The organism is Enterobacter sp. ENT03 (genome assembly GCF_019218745.1).
Lineage (GTDB): Bacteria > Pseudomonadota > Gammaproteobacteria > Enterobacterales > Enterobacteriaceae > Enterobacter_D.
The window spans coordinates 105,811-122,261 of the sequence record NZ_JAHUXA010000013.1 but is presented as its reverse complement, the minus strand read 5'-3'; the positions used below and the strand labels follow the sequence as shown (position 1 = coordinate 122,261).

The following is a 16,451-nucleotide window of genomic DNA, read 5'->3' as shown; positions in this document are numbered from 1 at the left end:
TGCGGGTTAGCTGTACTGGCGCACCCGCGCGATTAACTCTTCGGCGCTGTCGATCCGCCCGGCCACGAGGATCAGCGCTTTCCCCAGCTGAATGGCATGGCGCAGGCAGGCGTGGCGCATCTCCTCGTCGCGGATAGTATCCAGATCGGCAACGTGGGAGAGGCCGACGCTGCGGCGGATCAGCTCCGTACCGCAATAGCCCACCGCATCGGTCCACACTTTTTTCAGGAACTGCGAGGCATAGCCCGGCGTCGCCAGCGCTGTGTCGCGGGTTTTTTCCGTAGCCAGTTGCTGGAAACGCTCGGCAAAGGTATGCCATAGCTGCTGAATATCGGCCAGGCGCTGCTCGCGGGCGGCGGCAGCATCGCGAATGCCCAGATGCCCCGGCAGGCCGCAGTAGTTCAGCAACAGGTTGCCGATGGCGGTGCCAATATCAAAGCCCACCGGGCCGAAGAAACCAAATTCGGCGTCGATAGCCTTCAGGCTGCCGTTGGCGACAAAAATTGAACCGCTGTGAATATCCCCGTGCAACAGTGCCTCGGCGTGGGAGAAGAAATGGTGCTTGAGCGCCGCGACTGCCAGTTTGAGTGGCGCATCGTCACGCAGGGCGGCGACGTCGGCTTCAAGCGCCGCCGGATAGTTGTTGCGCTCGTGGATCTGGTAAGGGTCGTTAAAGAACAGATCTTCGGTGATCTCGCACATTTCCGGGTTAATAAAGCGCGCCACCTGCGCTTTTTTCTCATGGGGATGCAGATAAAAATCGCTGGTATGGAACAGCGTTTGCGCCAGATATTCCCCCAGTTGCTGCGGCGCCTGCGGATAGCTGACGTTGTTAATCAGTTCACCGCGCCAGATGCGATGGCTGGAGAGATCTTCCATCACCATCACCGCCAGTTGCGGATCAAAGTGCAGGATCTGCACCGTGTGCTGCGGGCAGTGCTGATAATGTTCGATCAACGTCTGCGCTTCCAGCCGCGCGCGATCCAGCGTCAGCGGCCAGGATTCTCCGACGCAGCGCACGAAAGGCAGCGCCTGTTTGACGATCACGCGGCTGACGCCCTGGCGGTCGAAAATTTTAAACACCAGATTAAGGTTGCCGTCGCCGACCTCCTGCGCATCCACCAGCTCCGACGGATCGCTCAGACCGCCACGTTGTTGTGCCCAGGCGACAGCGTCTTGCGCGGTAAAGGTTCGGTATTGCGACATTGCGTGATCCCCATTCTTCTGTTAATAAAGCCATTCAGACGTCTATACATCCGCAAATCATCCTGACACAATAGGTCACAACAACGCAACAGGGATTTAACGATATGCAGCCATTACAGACCACCAGTCTGCGCGTCAGCGAAAATCAGCTTTATATCCTCGACCAGCAGGCGCTGCCGCAGCAGAAAAACTGGCTGGCAGCCAGTACCACAGAACAACTGGTGGGGCATATCCACGCCCTGCGCGTACGCGGCGCGCCGCTGATTGGCCTCTCCGCCAGCCTGCTGCTGGCGTTGCAGGCAGAGCAGGGGCTGACACGGGACGCGCTGGCAGCGTCGCTTGCGACCTTGCGCGCGGCGCGGCCAACGGCGGTGAATCTGATGAATAATCTGGATCGCATGAAAGCGGCGCTGGCGCAGGAGGATTATGTTCCGGCGCTGGTGGCCGAGGCGCTGCGCCTGATCGACGAAGACAAACAGTTATGTGATGACATCGCCCGGGCTGGCTGTGAGCGGGTTATCCCCGGCAGCCGTCTGCTGACTCACTGTAATACCGGCGGGCTGGCAACGGCGGGCGTCGGAACGGCTATTGGCGTGATTGCCCGCGCTCACGAGCAGGGACGGGTAGCGAACGTGTGGGTGGGAGAGACGCGCCCGCTGTTGCAGGGCGGGCGATTAACGGCCTGGGAGCTGGGCGAGCTGGGCGTGCCTTGTCAGTTGATCACCGATTCGATGGCCGCCAGCCTGATGGCAAAAGGGCAGGTCGATGCGGTGTGGGTCGGGGCGGATCGCATTGCGGCTAACGGCGATGTGGCGAACAAGATCGGCACCTATTCGCTGGCGGTGCTGGCGAAATTCCACGGTATTCCGTTTTACGTGGCCGCGCCGCATACCACCCTGGATCGGGGTTGCCCGGATGGCGATGCCATTCCCATCGAACAGCGGGCGGCTACGGAAGTGACCGGCGTGGCAGGCAGTTTCGGCGCGGTACAGTGGGCGCCGGAAAACGTGCGAGTGTATAACCCGGCGTTCGATGTGACGCCCGCGGCGTTAATCAGCGGCTGGGTGCTGGATACCGGCGTGGTGACCCCCGAACAGGTGGCGGCAGGGGTGTTTGCGTAATATGCCGGGTGAGGGGATCAACGTAACACTGTAGGCCCGGCAAGCCTGCGCCGCCGGGCGGTACGTGCAGGTTTACTGGCTCACGCCGTGAGGCGCGACCACCGCTTTTCCTTTCAGCAGCTTACGCACCCAAAACCGGTTCGGGTTCAGCGCCGCCAGCGTGTCGCCATCCAGCGGGATCGGCTCGTCGCTGATTTGCGCGGCAAGGATCTCGGCGGCCAGCGGGGCGCTGCATAATCCACGCGAGCCGAGCGCTCCCAGCAGATATAAATCCGGCCATACCGGTGCGTTGACCGCCTGCGCCGGGTGTTCCGCCAGGGTCGCATATTCCCGCAACGTTGCCGCAAAATCAGGTGCGTTACCGACCACCGGCAGATGATCGCGGGTGGCGCAGCGCACGCCGTTGCGCGCCTCGTGACCGGAAACATCCACCTCTTTCACCCATGCGGCATCCGGGAAGCAGTCCAGCAAACGCTGGCGATTATGCTGCTGATCGTCTTCCCGATACGCGGTCTCCCGGTCGCCACGATGATAGCTCGCGCCGATACAATGCTGCTGATTCATCGGGTTTTGTGGCGTCAGATACCCGTCATAACACAATACCTGCCGTAAACGGGACAGCCCCGGCGTGGTGGGAATATGGCTCACCTGGCCCGCCACCGGGTAGACCGGCAGCGCCTCGGTGTGGGGGAAATCCCCCAACCGGTGTCCATTTGCCAGCACCACCGCCGGATGCACCGCCTGGGTATGATCGGCGAAACGCAGTTGCCAGCCGCCGTCGCCTTGTGTCAGTTCAACGACGTCACGTTGAGAATGCACTTTCAGGCCCTGGTCGACGCCCAGTTCAATGGCCGCGGCCGTCAGCTGGGCCGGGCACAGCCAGCCGCCGAGCGGATACTGAATGCCGCCGCAGCCGGTATCGACGCCGGTAGTCGCTTCCACGCGCGCCCGATCCGCCGGCGCGGCGATCTCGTGCGGCAGATTAAGGGATAACATCTGGTCGATTTTGTGCTGGCTCTTTTCATCCCAGCCGGTTTGCGTCACGCCGCACCACTCATGGTCAAACGCCACCGGCAGCGCGTCATAGAGCCTGCGGGCAAAGGTAAACGCGGCGGGGAAGAAGCGCGCTAGCGCCGGATCGTGCGCGTTGAGCAGCGGATAAAGCGCGCCCTGGCGATTACCAGATGCGCCGTGGGCAGGCGCGGCATCGGCGCAGTACAGCGTTACCTGCCAGCCCCGGCGCAGCAGGGCGAGGGATAACAGCGCACTGGCGACACCGCCGCCGATAATCGCCACGGCGCGCTGGGATGAGCCTGTACGGGCAAACCAGGGCGCGCGCGGCGTCAGCAGGCGTGTTTGCGCCATCACCCCGGTGAGCATTTCCCGTTTGCGACCAAATCCTTTGCATTTTTGCATGGTAAAACCGGCGTCCTGTAGCCCACGGCGAACAAAACCAGCGGAGGTGAAGGTCGCGAGGGTGCATTCCGGGCGTGCCAGACGCGCCATGGCGTTGAACAGCGCCGGGGTCCACATATCCGGGTTTTTAGCCGGGGCAAACCCATCCAGAAACCAGGCGTCTACCTTTTGATCCAGTGAATCGTCCAGTGCGTCTGTCAGGGTATTTATATCCCCAAACCACAGATCCAGCGTCACCCGTCCGCCATCCAGCAATAAACGATGACAGCCTTCAAAGGGGAGGGGCCACTGCGCCTGTAACTGTTCTGCCCAGGGCGCCAGTTCCGGCCAGTGCAGATGCGCTTTTTGCAGATCGTCAGCGCGTAGCGGGAATTTTTCGAAACTGATGAAATGTAATCTTTGTAACGTAGCCTGCGGCTGCGCGGCGGTGAAGGCATCAAACGCCTGCCACAGCGTCAGGAAGTTCAGACCCGTGCCAAAACCGCTTTCCGCCACCACCAGTAAAGGGCGGTGATGCGTGGTAAAACGCGCGGGCAACTGGTTGCCACCGAGGAAGACGTAACGCGTTTCTTCCAGCCCGTTATCATTAGAAAAGTAGACGTCATCAAAATCTCGGGAAACAGGTGTACCCTCAGCGTTAAATTCGAGGTTGGCAGGTTGTATAGCGGTTTGTTTCACGTAAGTTACTCGTCTGGCGGGCAGTAGCATGATCTTAACGAGGAGTGTCAGTTGGTGCAAATTTCTGCATAAATTGGCTGATCGGACTTGTTCGGCGTACAAGTGTACGCTATCTTGCCACTCGAATATTAAAATAGTTGGACTTACAGGGGTATTGAATGAAACGTGCAGTGATTACTGGCCTGGGCATCGTTTCCAGCATCGGTAACAACCAGCAGGAAGTCCTGGCATCTCTGCGTGAAGGACGCTCCGGCATCACTTTCTCTCAAGAGTTTCTTGATGCTGGCATGCGTAGCCATGTATGGGGTAACGTAAAACTCGACACTACCGGCATGATCGATCGCAAAGTGGTCCGTTTCATGAACGATGCCTCTATCTATGCTTATCTGTCTATGCAGCAGGCAGTGCAGGATGCGGGTCTGACTGAAGAGATTTATCAGAACAACCCACGCGTGGGCATCGTTGCCGGTTCCGGCGGCTCATCCAAAGCACAGGTATTTGGTGCGGATGCCATGCGTAGCCCGCGCGGTCTGAAAGCCGTTGGCCCGTATGTGGTCACCAAAGCGATGGCATCTGCGGTTTCCGCCTGCCTCGCCACACCGTTCAAAATTCACGGCGTAAACTACTCCATCAGCTCTGCCTGTGCGACCTCCGCACACTGCATCGGTAATGCCGTTGAGCAGATCCAGCTGGGCAAACAGGACATCGTGTTTGCTGGCGGCGGCGAAGAGCTGGGCTGGGAAATGGCCTGTGAATTCGACGCGATGGGCGCACTGTCCACCAAATTCAACGACGATCCGTCTAAAGCGTCCCGTACCTATGATGCACACCGTGATGGTTTTGTTATCGCAGGCGGCGGCGGTATGGTGGTGGTTGAAGAGCTGGAGCACGCGCTGGCGCGTGGCGCGCACATCTATGCTGAAATCGTCGGTTACGGCGCAACCTCCGATGGCGCTGATATGGTGGCTCCATCAGGTGAAGGCGCAGTGCGTTGCATGAAGATGGCGATGCACGGTGTGGATACGCCGATCGATTACCTGAACTCCCACGGTACCTCCACGCCGGTTGGCGATGTGAAAGAGCTGGGCGCGATCCGCGAAGTATTCGGTAATAACTCACCGGCTATCTCCGCGACCAAAGCCATGACCGGTCACTCTCTGGGTGCGGCTGGCGTTCAGGAAGCGATCTATTCCCTGCTGATGCTGGAGCACGGTTTCGTCGCCCCAAGCATTAACATCGACGAGATGGATCCGCAGGCAGAAGGCCTGAACATCGTCACTAAACCGACTGAGCGCGAGCTGAAAACCGTGATGTCTAACAGTTTCGGCTTCGGCGGCACTAACGCCACGCTGGTGATGCGTAAACTCGACGCGTAATCAACGTGCAATGATCTAAAAGGAGCCTGATGGCTCCTTTTTTTATGGCTGAGCTTTTTCGTAGTCGTGGGCGATTGCTGCGGACCATGCGCTGGCACGTGCAATGGCACCTGCACTGTAGACGGGATGTTCGTAGTGATTGGTTGCATCCCGCACGCGATAAATCTTCCAGCGTCCTTCCTCGCGACGGGTATAAACATCAAGTTGCATGGAGGCTGTCGCGTCAGAACCGCCCAATTGAACGTTAACCTTTTCACCACCCAGATACGGTTGCGCCTTGCTTACCCGTAAATGAGAGATCCACTCGGGGGCATAATCCTGCACATACATAAAATAATCAGAATTCACGATCTCCTGTTCATAAAAGCCATTAATTAATACCAGACGATCGATCAGGTCATGGGCTACATAGCGTTGTAATAGTGCCGGTGCGTCAGCTGTCTGCGGTTCCCTGGCATAATTCGTTATCCAGGCCTGATAAAACTGTTTAACCTCCAGCGTGCTGCCCCCGCGGCTGCCTGAACAACTGCAAAGCAGCAGGACGCTTATAAATGCCAGTAGCGGTCTCATTAATTTTTCCTGTAATAACATAGGGCGGTTTAGCAGCACGATAGCCTGGGCCTGTCCACATATCACGTTGTCTGAAATCAGAATACCAGTGTTGCCCGTCAAATATGGCCATATGACCACTGTGATTTCCGCCTGTATAAGGCTGAATGACAATGACATCTCCTTCGCGAGGTGTTTCAAACGTCCCTGTGGCACTGAAGCCTGCGTTCTTAAGAAGTACTCCATAATCTTTGGCATGAAAGGTATGACTAAGATTTACGCCGCCTGCCTGAATCGCTTTTCGGGTATATTCCGCGCATTTCGATTGCGAGTGAGACCCCGCGTGCGTTCTGGCATAATTTGCCGCAACCGTTTTATTCCAGCTCATTGACAGTCCCTGTTAATTAGAAAATACGCTTCTCAGATTATCAACCTGCACTGTCGGGAATGTGGCCGAACATGCGAAAAATGAACAGGGAACATCCTGAAATTTCGAATGTAAAACAGGCCAATAATGTGATGTCGATCCGGTAAAGCTGCCGTGTCGTTGTTATTCTCTTTGAGTTATCAACGAAAAGGGGGTAAGCATGCCAGGATTTAAAGCGGATTTTCTCTGGGGCGGCGCGGTCGCGGCGCATCAACTGGAAGGGGGCTGGCGCGAAGGAGGGAAGGGCGTCAGCGTGGCGGATGTGATGACCGCAGGTCGTCATGGTGTCCCGCGTGAGATCACCGAAGGGGTGATCGAAGGCAAATATTATCCCAACCACGACGGCATCGATTTTTACCATCGCTATAAAGAAGATATTAAGCTGTTTGCGGAAATGGGATTTAAATGCTTCCGCACCTCCATTGCCTGGACGCGTATTTTCCCGAAAGGGGATGAGCTGGAGCCAAATGAAGCCGGGCTGCAATTTTATGATGATCTGTTCGATGAGTGCCTGAAATATAATATCGAACCGGTGATCACCCTCTCGCATTTTGAAATGCCCTATTATCTGGTCACCGAATACGGCGGCTGGCGCAATCGTCAGGTGATTGACTTCTTTGTTCGTTTCGCCAAAGCGGTATTCACCCGCTACCAGAATAAAGTTAAATTCTGGATGACCTTTAACGAAATAAATAACCAGGCGAATTTCCACGAGGATTTTGCACCCTTCACTAACTCCGGCCTGCATTATAAGCCCGGTGAAGATCGCGAAAAAATCATGTATCAGGCGGCGCATTATGAGCTGGTAGCCAGCGCACTGGCGGTGGAAGCGGGCCACGCTATTAATCCGCAATTCCAGATTGGCTGCATGATCGCCATGTGCCCGATTTATCCATTATCCTGCGATCCGAATGACATGATGATGTCGGTGCGCGCCATGCATCGCCGCTATTGGTTTACCGATGTGCATGTGCGCGGTTATTACCCGCCGCATATTTTAAATTACTTCGAACAGAAAGCTTTTAATCTCGATATGACTGAGGAGGACCGTCAGATCCTGACCCGCGGCTGCGTCGATTATATTGGCTTTAGCTATTACATGTCCTTTGCCACTAAAGCGACGGACGATAATCCGCATCTCGATTATGACGAAAGCAAAAGCCTGGTGAAAAACCCGTATGTGAAAGCATCGGACTGGGGCTGGCAAATCGATCCGGTCGGCTTACGCTATTCCCTGAACTGGTTCTACGATCGCTATCAGCTGCCGTTGTTTATCGTCGAGAACGGATTTGGCGCCATTGATGAGCAGGAGCCGGACGGCACGGTGAACGATCAGTACCGCATTGACTATCTTGAAAACCACATTCGCGAAATGAAAAAAGCGGTGGTGGAGGACGGAGTGGATCTGATGGGGTATACGCCGTGGGGCTGTATCGACCTGGTTTCGGCAGGCACTGGCGAGATGAAAAAACGCTACGGCTTTATTTATGTCGATAAAGACAATGAAGGTAATGGCACGCTGGCGCGCAGTAAGAAGAAATCCTTCAACTGGTATCGCGATGTGATTAAAAGTAACGGCGAGGATCTGTAAGCCGTAAACCCATGCCGGGTAGCGAAATCTACCCGGCAGTGCAGTTAAATGACTATCCACACCAGCAATAACGCTATCATCAGGGCAATAAACATCAGCCCCGGACGAGCAGAAAGCGTTTTCACGGTTTCCATCACTGGCGCAAACAGTGGGCTGTAAATCGGCTGTATATCGCGCACTTCCAGTGTTTCCTGCCCACGCTCGGAACGTCGCAGGAAAACAAAATTAAGCAGATCCTGCACCTGAGCGTTGGTCAGTACGCTTTGCGGCGTGAGCTGATACGTCTGCTGGGCATAATCCTGAATATGTTGCCATTCGTTGCCGTCCATCGGCTGCTTGAGCGCGGCCTGCAAGGTATGCAGCGTCGGCGCGGGTTGCAGGCTGAGCGTTTGACGCGCCTGTAGCCAGGTCATCAGCGGGGCAAAGTTTTTCGCCGGGATCAGCTCTCCGCTCTTCACGCCGGACAGCTCCAGCATAGTTTGCCAGATCTGCTTGCCGGACTCGCCGGTCGCGGCAGCCAGCTTCGTCACCGCCTGATTGAGCGTGTTGTGCTCGGCGGGCACCAGTGGGCGATCGGTGGCCGGGCGTTGCTGCGGCTGCGGGATATTCAGCTCGCCTTTTTGCAGCATCACCAGCACCGTTTTCAGCTGATCCGGCGACAGCTGGCTTAATGCCGTCTGGCCAAACTGCTGGCGGATAAAATCGCTCACCGCCTGGCGGTTATTGCCCTGGCCTAACAGATCGGTCAGTCGGGACAGCACCTGGCGGTTAGCGTGCTGCTGACTGGCGTTATCCAGTCGCTGATTCAGACTCTGTTCCGCTGCCGGAAAGTGTTTCGACAGCAGCGGATTTTCATTCTTTAATCCTAAATCGTGCTTCACGCCCGCCCACACTTCCGCGCCCTGCTGGTGCGTCAGGGAGATCAGGCGCGTGATCAGGCGCTCCAGCACAGTACGCTGTTGCGAGGAGAGCGGTTGTTCGCCCGCCGCACTGGCGGGGGGAGTTGGGTCTTGCCCTGGAGGGCGCACCGGCACACCCTGGATGGGTTGCATCATTCAAAATCCTCGTAACGGTGGTCGGCATTCTCGGTATGCCTGGCGGCGAGATTATGGCACACTTGCACGCTTATCTCTCGTTATCATACAGGTACTGGAACGTGAAAATTCTCGTTGATGAAAATATGCCTTATGCCCGTGATTTGTTCAGTCGTCTGGGAGAGGTAAAACCTGTCCCTGGCCGCCCGATCCCGGTGGCGGAACTGAACGGCGCCGATGCCCTGATGGTGCGTTCGGTGACGAAGGTCAATGCATCTCTGCTCAGCGGAACCGCGATCCAGTTTGTCGGCACGGCGACCGCCGGTACCGATCATGTTGATGAAACCTGGCTGGCGCAGGCGGGCATCGGCTTTTCAGCGGCCCCTGGCTGCAATGCCATTGCGGTGGTCGAATATGTCTTTTCGGCGCTATTGATGCTGGCCGAACGCGATGGCTTTAGCCTGCGCGATCGAACCGTGGGAATTGTGGGCGTGGGCAACGTCGGCTCGCGTTTGCAGGCACGTCTGGAGGCGCTGGGCGTGCGCACCTTACTGTGCGATCCACCGCGCGCCGATCGTGGCGATGAGGGCGACTTCCGTTCGCTCGACGAACTGGTGCAGGACGCCGACATCCTGACGTTCCACACCCCGCTGTTCAAAGACGGTCCGTACAAAACGCTGCATCTTGCCGATGAAGCGCTGATCGCAAAACTTAAGCCCGGCACTATTTTAATCAACGCCTGTCGCGGGCCGGTGGTCGACAATGCCGCGCTGCTGACACGACTGAACGCCGGGCAGGAACTCAGCGTGGTGCTGGATGTGTGGGAGCCGGAACCCGATCTGAACGTTGCGCTGCTTGATAAAGTGGACATCGGCACCGCCCATATCGCCGGTTACACCCTGGAAGGCAAAGCGCGCGGCACTACGCAGGTGTTTGAGGCCTACAGCGAATTTCTCGGCCAGCGTCAGCAGGTGGCGCTGGATACGCTGCTACCCGCCCCGGAGTTTGGCCGCATCACGCTGCACGGCCCGCTCGATGAGCCAACGCTGAAACGCCTGGTGCATTTGGTGTATGATGTGCGCCGCGATGATGCGCCACTGCGAAAAGTGGCGGGCATTCCGGGTGAATTTGACAGGCTGCGCAAAAACTATCTTGAGCGTCGTGAGTGGTCATCGCTGTACATTCAGTGTGATGACGCACAGGCCGCGACCTTACTGCAACAGCTCGGCTTTAACGCCGTTCATCACCCGACACGCTAACTCATTTTCTGTCGCTCTCCCGCCTGTGGGCAGGGGAGCGTATTGCTATTGTCTGGAGTAAACCACCATGTCTGAAGGCTGGAATATTGCCATCCTGGGCGCTACCGGCGCCGTAGGCGAAGCGCTTCTTGAAACTCTTGCAGAGCGCGAATTCCCGACAGGCGAGATTTTCGCCCTGGCGCGCAGTGAAAGCGCCGGTAAAGCCCTGCGTTTTAACAGCAAAACGGTCTACGTGACCGATGCCGAAGAATTCGACTGGACGCAAGTGCAGCTGGCGTTCTTCGTGGCCGGGCCGGAAGCCTCCGCCCGTTACATTGACGACGCCACCAATTCAGGTTGCCTGGTGATCGACACCAGCGGTCTGTTTGCACTGGAGCCGGACGTACCGCTGGTTGTGCCCGATGTGAACCCGTTCGTGCTGGCGGATTACCGCAACCGCAATATCGTGGCGGTGGCGGATAGCCTCACCAGTCAGCTACTCACCGCCCTGAAGCCATTGATCGACGAAGGCGGCCTGTCGCGTATCGCCGTGACCAGCCTGCTGTCAGCGTCCTCCCAGGGCAAAGTCGCCGTGGATGCGCTGGCGGGGCAGAGCGCGAAGCTGCTCAACGGCATCCCCGTTGATGAAGACGATTTCTTTGGCCGCCAGCTGGCGTTCAACATGCTGCCGATGCTGCCGGACGGTGAAGGCAGCGTGCGTGAAGCCCGTGTGGTGGTGGATCAGGTGCGTAAAATCATGCAGGACGAGGGCCTGATGATCTCCGTTAACTGCGTGCGTTCACCGGTGTTTTACGGTCTGGCGCAGTTGGTCAGCTTCGAAGGCTTGCGTCCGCTGGCAGCGGAAGAAGCGCGGGATGCGTTCGATCGCGGCGAAGATATTGTGCTTTCTCCGGCCAACGACTTCCCGACGCAAGTGGGCGACGCCTCCGGCAATCCGCAACTTTCCGTAGGTTGTGTGCATAACGACTACGGTATGCCGGAGCAGATCCAGTTCTGGTCGGTGGCTGATAACGTCCGTTTTGGCGGCGCGCTGATGGCGGTGAAAATCGCCGAGAAGCTGGTGCAGGAGTACATGTACTAATGTCCGACGCGCAGGCAAAGCCCGTCAGCAAGATTGCGCTCGGCATTGAGTACGACGGCAGTAAATATTACGGCTGGCAGCGGCAGAATGAAGTGCGCAGCGTGCAGGAAAAGCTTGAAACGGCGCTCTCGAAAGTGGCGGATGAGCCGATCACGGTGTTTTGCGCCGGGCGTACCGATGCTGGCGTTCATGGTACCGGGCAAGTGGTACATTTCGAAACCCACGTGCAGCGCAAAGATGCCGCCTGGACGCTGGGCGTAAATGCGAATTTACCTGGTGACATCGCGGTTCGCTGGGTAAAAAATGTGCCCGATGATTTTCATGCACGCTTTAGCGCCACGGCCCGCCGTTACCGCTACGTCATCTACAATCATCGTTTGCGTCCAGCGGTACTCGGACGCGGCGTCACTCACTATTATCATCCTCTGGATGCCGAACGGATGCATCGTGCGGCCCAGGCGCTGATTGGTGAAAATGACTTTACCTCGTTTCGGGCGGTGCAGTGCCAGTCGCGCACGCCGTGGCGAAACGTGATGCACATTAACGTGGCGCGTTTTGGTGCATATGTGGTGGTCGATATCAAAGCCAATGCCTTTGTACATCATATGGTCAGGAATATTGTCGGTAGCCTGATGGAAGTAGGTGCCAACAACCAGCCGGAGAGCTGGATAGCAGAACTGCTGGCGGCGAAGGACAGAACGCTCGCGGCAGCAACGGCGAAAGCGGAAGGTTTGTATCTGGTAGCGGTGGATTATCCCGACCGCTTCGAGCTGCCACGCCCGCCAATGGGTCCGCTGTTTTTAGCGGACTAAATGCATTCAGACGAAGGCGTAAGACATGGATCTGATTTATTTTCTGATTGATTTTATTTTACATATTGATGTGCACCTGGCAGAACTGGTCGCGGAATATGGCGTCTGGGTTTATGCCATCCTGTTCCTGATCCTGTTCTGTGAAACCGGGCTGGTGGTGACACCGTTCTTACCGGGAGATTCGTTGCTGTTTGTTGCCGGCGCACTGTCAGCCCTGCCGACCAATGATTTAAACGTGCATCTGATGGTGGCGCTGATGATTGTGGCGGCTATCCTTGGTGATGCGGTGAACTACACCATCGGACGCCTGTTCGGTGAAAAGTTGTTCAGTAATCCGAACTCGAAAATCTTCCGTCGCAGCTATCTGGATAAAACCCATGCGTTTTACGATAAGCACGGCGGCAAGACGATTATCCTGGCGCGATTTGTGCCGATCGTCAGAACTTTCGCGCCTTTTGTGGCGGGAATGGGGCATATGTCGTATCGTCATTTTGCGGCATATAACGTCATCGGGGCGCTGTTATGGGTGTTACTCTTCACCTATGCTGGCTATTTATTCGGTGATCTGCCCGTTGTGCAGGAGAACCTGAAATTGCTCATCGTGGCAATTATCGTGCTCTCGATCCTGCCAGGCGTAATCGAAATTATTCGTCACCGACGCGCAGCAGCCCGACAGACAAAGTAAGAACCCAACAGCGGTTCGACCACTTTTTTGTCCCAAGTTGCCGAGTGTTATGTTTTAATGTGCCCCATTTATGGGCTACCAGGTTCATGCATAAAGGTCATCAATGAGCTGGATTGAACGAATTAAAAGCAATATTACCCCCACCCGCAAGGCAAGCATTCCTGAGGGAGTGTGGACCAAATGTGACAGCTGCGGTCAGGTGCTTTACCGTGCCGAACTGGAGCGTAACCTTGAGGTCTGCCCGAAATGCGATCACCACATGCGAATGTCAGCGCGTAACCGCCTGCACAGCCTGCTGGACGAAGGATCGATGGTGGAGCTGGGTAGCGAACTTGAGCCGAAAGATGTGCTGAAGTTCCGTGATTCCAAAAAGTACAAAGACCGTCTGGCCTCTGCCCAGAAAGAAACCGGTGAGAAAGACGCGCTGGTGGTGATGAAAGGCACTTTGCACAATATGCCGGTTGTCGCCGTAGCGTTTGAATTCGCCTTTATGGGCGGTTCGATGGGTTCTGTGGTTGGTGCTCGCTTTGTTCGCGCGGTTGAACAGGCGCTGGAAGACAATTGCCCGCTGATCTGTTTCTCCGCTTCCGGTGGCGCACGTATGCAGGAAGCGCTGATGTCACTGATGCAGATGGCGAAAACCTCTGCGGCGCTGGCGAAGATGCAGGAACGCGGTCTGCCGTATATCTCCGTGCTGACCGACCCGACCATGGGCGGCGTCTCCGCGAGCTTTGCGATGCTGGGCGATCTGAACATCGCTGAACCGAAAGCGCTGATCGGCTTTGCGGGTCCTCGCGTTATCGAGCAGACCGTGCGCGAAAAACTGCCGCCGGGCTTCCAGCGCAGTGAGTTTCTGATTGAAAAAGGCGCTATCGACATGATCGTGCGTCGTCCGGAACTGCGCCTTAAGCTGGCGAGCGTTCTGGCGAAGCTGATGAATCTGCCGTCGCCAAACCCGGATGCACCGCGTGAAAGCATCGTGGTTCCGCCGGTTCCCGATCAGGAAAGCGAAGCCTGATAAAATCGAAGGGCAGAGCGAAGATGCTCTGCCTTTTTACTTTTTCAACTGCATTCAAGCCGGGCATCATGGAAACGAAAAGCATTCCTCAAGCCACGTCGCCCCTGGCCACGTGGCTTTCTTATCTGGAAAACCTGCACAGCAAAACCATTGATATGGGTCTTGCGCGCGTCCAGACCGTAGCGGCCACGCTCGACGTTCTCAAACCTGCACCTTTTGTCTTTACCGTCGCCGGTACTAACGGCAAGGGCACCACCTGCCGTACGCTGGAGTCCGTGCTGCTGGCGGCAGGGCTGCGGGTGGGCGTTTACAGCTCACCGCATTTAGTGCGTTACACCGAGCGCGTGCGCGTGCAGGGGAAAGAGCTGGCAGAAAGCGATCATACCCGCTCGTTTGCCGCCATCGAAGCGGCGCGTGGCGAAACCTCGTTAACCTATTTCGAATACGGTACGCTCTCCGCGCTATGGCTGTTCAAAGAGGCCGGGCTGGATGTGGTGATCCTTGAGGTCGGCCTCGGCGGTCGTCTTGATGCCACCAATATTGTCGATGCGGATGTCGCCGTAGTGACCAGCATTGCGCTGGATCATACCGACTGGCTGGGGCCGGACCGCGAGAGTATTGGTCGTGAAAAAGCCGGGGTCTTTCGCGCAGGCAAACCGGCGGTGGTCGGCGAGCCGGATATGCCGCAGAGCATTGCCGATGTCGCCAGTGAGAAGGGCGCGCATCTGTTGCGCCGCGATGTCGACTGGCAGTATGAGGTAACAGGTGCGCACTGGCGTTTTCGTGATGCCAGCGGTGAGCTGACTGATCTACCCTTACCGCAGGTGCCGCAGCCCAACGCGGCAACCGCGCTGGCCGCCCTGCGCGCCAGCGGGCTTACTATCAGTGAACAGGCGATCCGCGACGGGATCGCGACGGCGATTTTACCGGGTCGTTTCCAGACAATAAGCCAGTCGCCACGCGTTATTCTGGATGTGGCGCACAACCCTCATGCGGCGGCTTATCTGGCCGGACGGCTGGCGGCGCTGCCGCAAAACGGACGCGTGCTGGCGGTGGTCGGCATGCTGCATGATAAAGATATTGCCGGAACGCTCGCCTGTCTGGAGAGCCAGGTCGATAGCTGGTATTGTGCCCCTCTGGAAGGGCCGCGGGGCGCGACGGCAGAACAGCTGCTGACGCACCTTAACGGCGGCAGCGCCTTTGACACCGTCGAACAGGCGTGGCGGGCGGCAATGGCAGATGCCAGACCAGAAGATACCGTGCTGGTGTGTGGATCCTTCCACACCGTAGCACATGTCATGGAAGCGATGGACGCGGGGAGAACCGGTGGCGAGTAAGTTTCAGAACCGTTTAATGGGCACCATTGTGCTGGTGGCGCTGGGCGTGATTGTGCTGCCGGGGCTGCTGGACGGGCAAAAAAAACATTATCAGGATGAGTTTGCGGCGATCCCGTTAGTGCCAAAACCAGGCGATCGCGACGAACCGGATATGCTGCCGGCGGCCACGCAGGCGCTACCAGCGCAGCCGCCGGAAGGCGCGGCGGAAGAAGTTCGCGCCGGCAATGCCGCGGCACCGTCGCTGGATGCCTCACGTCTGGCGGCGAATAATCCCGAAATTGACGATGTTCCGCAGCCGGTCGTGGCAGCGAAACCTAAGCCGGTGGAAAAACCGAAACCGCAGACGCGTGATACTGCTCAGCAACAGGCAGCGACGACGCCGCCGCCCAAACAGGTCGAAGAAGAGAAGCCTGCGCCGACGGGTAAGGCGTATGTCGTGCAGCTGGGCGCGCTGAAGAATGCCGATAAGGTCAATGAAGTGACCGGCAAATTGCGCGGCGCAGGGTATCGGGTATTCACCATTCCTGGCACGCCGGTGCAGGGTAAAATTACCCGCATCCTGGTTGGCCCGGATGCGTCGAAAGAGAAGCTTAAAGGATCGCTTGGCGAACTGAAGCAGATCTCCGGCTTAAGCGGCGTGGTGATGGGGTATACCCCGAACTGATTTTCCCCTCACCCTAACCCTCTCCCGGGGGAGAGGGAACCGATCGCGGACTTCCTTCCCCCTCTCCCTGGGGGGAGAGGGAACGATCGCAGACTTCCTTCCCCCTCTCCCTGGGGGGAGAGGGAACGATCGCAGACTTCCTTCCCCCTCTCCCTGGGGAGAGGGCCGGGGTGAGGGGAGAAGAAAAAATGCACAAA

14 protein-coding genes and 1 pseudogene are annotated in these 16,451 nt (G+C 57.3%); 10 read left to right on the top strand and 5 right to left on the bottom strand.

What is annotated here, in order from left to right; all coding sequences use genetic code 11:
• Window positions 1-6 precede the first annotated feature (6 nt).
• Window positions 7-1,206, bottom strand: coding sequence for an S-methyl-5-thioribose kinase (gene mtnK, locus KW828_RS16210; protein ID WP_218337345.1), 1,200 nt, complete (start codon window positions 1,204-1,206; stop codon window positions 7-9).
• Window positions 1,207-1,310: 104 nt separating this feature from the next.
• Between mtnK and mtnA the strand changes: the two genes are divergently transcribed.
• A complete protein-coding gene (gene mtnA, locus KW828_RS16205) occupies window positions 1,311-2,327 on the top strand; it encodes an S-methyl-5-thioribose-1-phosphate isomerase (RefSeq protein WP_218337343.1) in 1,017 nt (338 codons plus the stop codon).
• A 72-nt stretch (window positions 2,328-2,399) separates the two neighbouring features.
• On the opposite strand, the gene mnmC is transcribed toward mtnA, so the two are convergent.
• Window positions 2,400-4,421 carry a bifunctional tRNA (5-methylaminomethyl-2-thiouridine)(34)-methyltransferase MnmD/FAD-dependent 5-carboxymethylaminomethyl-2-thiouridine(34) oxidoreductase MnmC gene (mnmC, locus tag KW828_RS16200; protein WP_218337342.1) on the bottom strand — a complete coding sequence of 674 codons (2,022 nt, stop codon included), beginning with the start codon at window positions 4,419-4,421 and terminating at the stop codon, window positions 2,400-2,402.
• 158 nt (window positions 4,422-4,579) lie between these two features.
• Here mnmC and fabB point away from each other — a divergent pair, with 158 nt between their 5' ends.
• The gene (fabB, locus tag KW828_RS16195) at window positions 4,580-5,797 is read left to right on the top strand and encodes a beta-ketoacyl-ACP synthase I (protein ID WP_218337341.1); all 1,218 of its coding nucleotides are present in this window, start codon (window positions 4,580-4,582) and stop codon (window positions 5,795-5,797) included.
• Between the two features lie 42 nt (window positions 5,798-5,839).
• On the opposite strand, the gene KW828_RS16190 is transcribed toward fabB, so the two are convergent.
• Complete coding sequence (locus KW828_RS16190; RefSeq protein ID WP_218337340.1) at window positions 5,840-6,367, bottom strand: YbjP/YqhG family protein; 528 nt, start codon at window positions 6,365-6,367, stop codon at window positions 5,840-5,842.
• 4 nt (window positions 6,368-6,371) lie between these two features.
• Window positions 6,372-6,734: pseudogene (locus tag KW828_RS16185) on the bottom strand (hypothetical protein); the annotation flags it as partial.
• 199 nt (window positions 6,735-6,933) lie between these two features.
• On the opposite strand from KW828_RS16185, the gene KW828_RS16180 reads away from it, so the two are divergent.
• Window positions 6,934-8,364: a 6-phospho-beta-glucosidase gene (locus KW828_RS16180; protein ID WP_218337338.1), complete on the top strand. Its 1,431-nt coding sequence runs from the start codon at window positions 6,934-6,936 to the stop codon at window positions 8,362-8,364.
• Window positions 8,365-8,408: 44 nt separating this feature from the next.
• On the opposite strand, the gene flk is transcribed toward KW828_RS16180, so the two are convergent.
• On the bottom strand, window positions 8,409-9,416 hold the full coding sequence (flk, locus tag KW828_RS16175) for a flagella biosynthesis regulator Flk (RefSeq protein WP_218337374.1): 1,008 nt from the start codon (window positions 9,414-9,416) through the stop codon (window positions 8,409-8,411).
• A 104-nt stretch (window positions 9,417-9,520) separates the two neighbouring features.
• Between flk and pdxB the strand changes: the two genes are divergently transcribed.
• The 7 genes from pdxB (at window position 9,521) to dedD (ending at window position 16,254) form a co-directional block, all read left to right on the top strand.
• The gene (gene pdxB, locus KW828_RS16170; RefSeq protein ID WP_218337337.1) at window positions 9,521-10,657 is read left to right on the top strand and encodes a 4-phosphoerythronate dehydrogenase PdxB; all 1,137 of its coding nucleotides are present in this window, start codon (window positions 9,521-9,523) and stop codon (window positions 10,655-10,657) included.
• Window positions 10,658-10,724: 67 nt separating this feature from the next.
• Window positions 10,725-11,738 (top strand): aspartate-semialdehyde dehydrogenase, encoded by a 1,014-nt coding sequence (locus KW828_RS16165; protein ID WP_218337335.1) that lies wholly within the window; start codon window positions 10,725-10,727, stop codon window positions 11,736-11,738.
• On the top strand, window positions 11,738-12,550 hold the full coding sequence (gene truA / locus KW828_RS16160; protein WP_218337334.1) for a tRNA pseudouridine(38-40) synthase TruA: 813 nt from the start codon (window positions 11,738-11,740) through the stop codon (window positions 12,548-12,550). Before KW828_RS16165 ends, truA begins: the two co-directional genes overlap by 1 nt.
• Window positions 12,551-12,575: 25 nt before the next feature.
• Window positions 12,576-13,235, top strand: coding sequence for a DedA family protein (locus KW828_RS16155; protein WP_218337333.1), 660 nt, complete (start codon window positions 12,576-12,578; stop codon window positions 13,233-13,235).
• Window positions 13,236-13,338: 103 nt separating this feature from the next.
• Window positions 13,339-14,253, top strand: a complete 915-nt coding sequence (gene accD, locus KW828_RS16150) for an acetyl-CoA carboxylase, carboxyltransferase subunit beta (RefSeq protein ID WP_218337331.1) — start codon at window positions 13,339-13,341, stop codon at window positions 14,251-14,253.
• 68 nt (window positions 14,254-14,321) lie between these two features.
• Window positions 14,322-15,590 (top strand): bifunctional tetrahydrofolate synthase/dihydrofolate synthase, encoded by a 1,269-nt coding sequence (gene folC, locus KW828_RS16145; protein ID WP_218337330.1) that lies wholly within the window; start codon window positions 14,322-14,324, stop codon window positions 15,588-15,590.
• Window positions 15,580-16,254 carry a cell division protein DedD gene (gene dedD / locus KW828_RS16140; RefSeq protein ID WP_218337328.1) on the top strand — a complete coding sequence of 225 codons (675 nt, stop codon included), beginning with the start codon at window positions 15,580-15,582 and terminating at the stop codon, window positions 16,252-16,254. Before folC ends, dedD begins: the two co-directional genes overlap by 11 nt.
• The last annotated feature ends 197 nt before the right edge of the window (window positions 16,255-16,451 follow it).

Bases quoted from the DNA above. Each gene is read 5' to 3' on its own strand.
- KW828_RS16190 (WP_218337340.1), bottom strand. From the start codon at position 6,367: ATGAGACCGCTACTGGCATTTATAAGCGTCCTGCTGCTTTGCAGTTGT.
- folC (WP_218337330.1), top strand. From the start codon at position 14,322: ATGGAAACGAAAAGCATTCCTCAAGCCACGTCGCCCCTGGCCACGTGG.
- fabB (WP_218337341.1), top strand. From the start codon at position 4,580: ATGAAACGTGCAGTGATTACTGGCCTGGGCATCGTTTCCAGCATCGGT.
- KW828_RS16155 (WP_218337333.1), top strand. From the start codon at position 12,576: ATGGATCTGATTTATTTTCTGATTGATTTTATTTTACATATTGATGTG.
- mtnA (WP_218337343.1), top strand. From the start codon at position 1,311: ATGCAGCCATTACAGACCACCAGTCTGCGCGTCAGCGAAAATCAGCTT.
- truA (WP_218337334.1), top strand. From the start codon at position 11,738: ATGTCCGACGCGCAGGCAAAGCCCGTCAGCAAGATTGCGCTCGGCATT.
- KW828_RS16165 (WP_218337335.1), top strand. From the start codon at position 10,725: ATGTCTGAAGGCTGGAATATTGCCATCCTGGGCGCTACCGGCGCCGTA.
- accD (WP_218337331.1), top strand. From the start codon at position 13,339: ATGAGCTGGATTGAACGAATTAAAAGCAATATTACCCCCACCCGCAAG.
- mtnK (WP_218337345.1), bottom strand. From the start codon at position 1,206: ATGTCGCAATACCGAACCTTTACCGCGCAAGACGCTGTCGCCTGGGCA.
- flk (WP_218337374.1), bottom strand. From the start codon at position 9,416: ATGCAACCCATCCAGGGTGTGCCGGTGCGCCCTCCAGGGCAAGACCCA.
- KW828_RS16180 (WP_218337338.1), top strand. From the start codon at position 6,934: ATGCCAGGATTTAAAGCGGATTTTCTCTGGGGCGGCGCGGTCGCGGCG.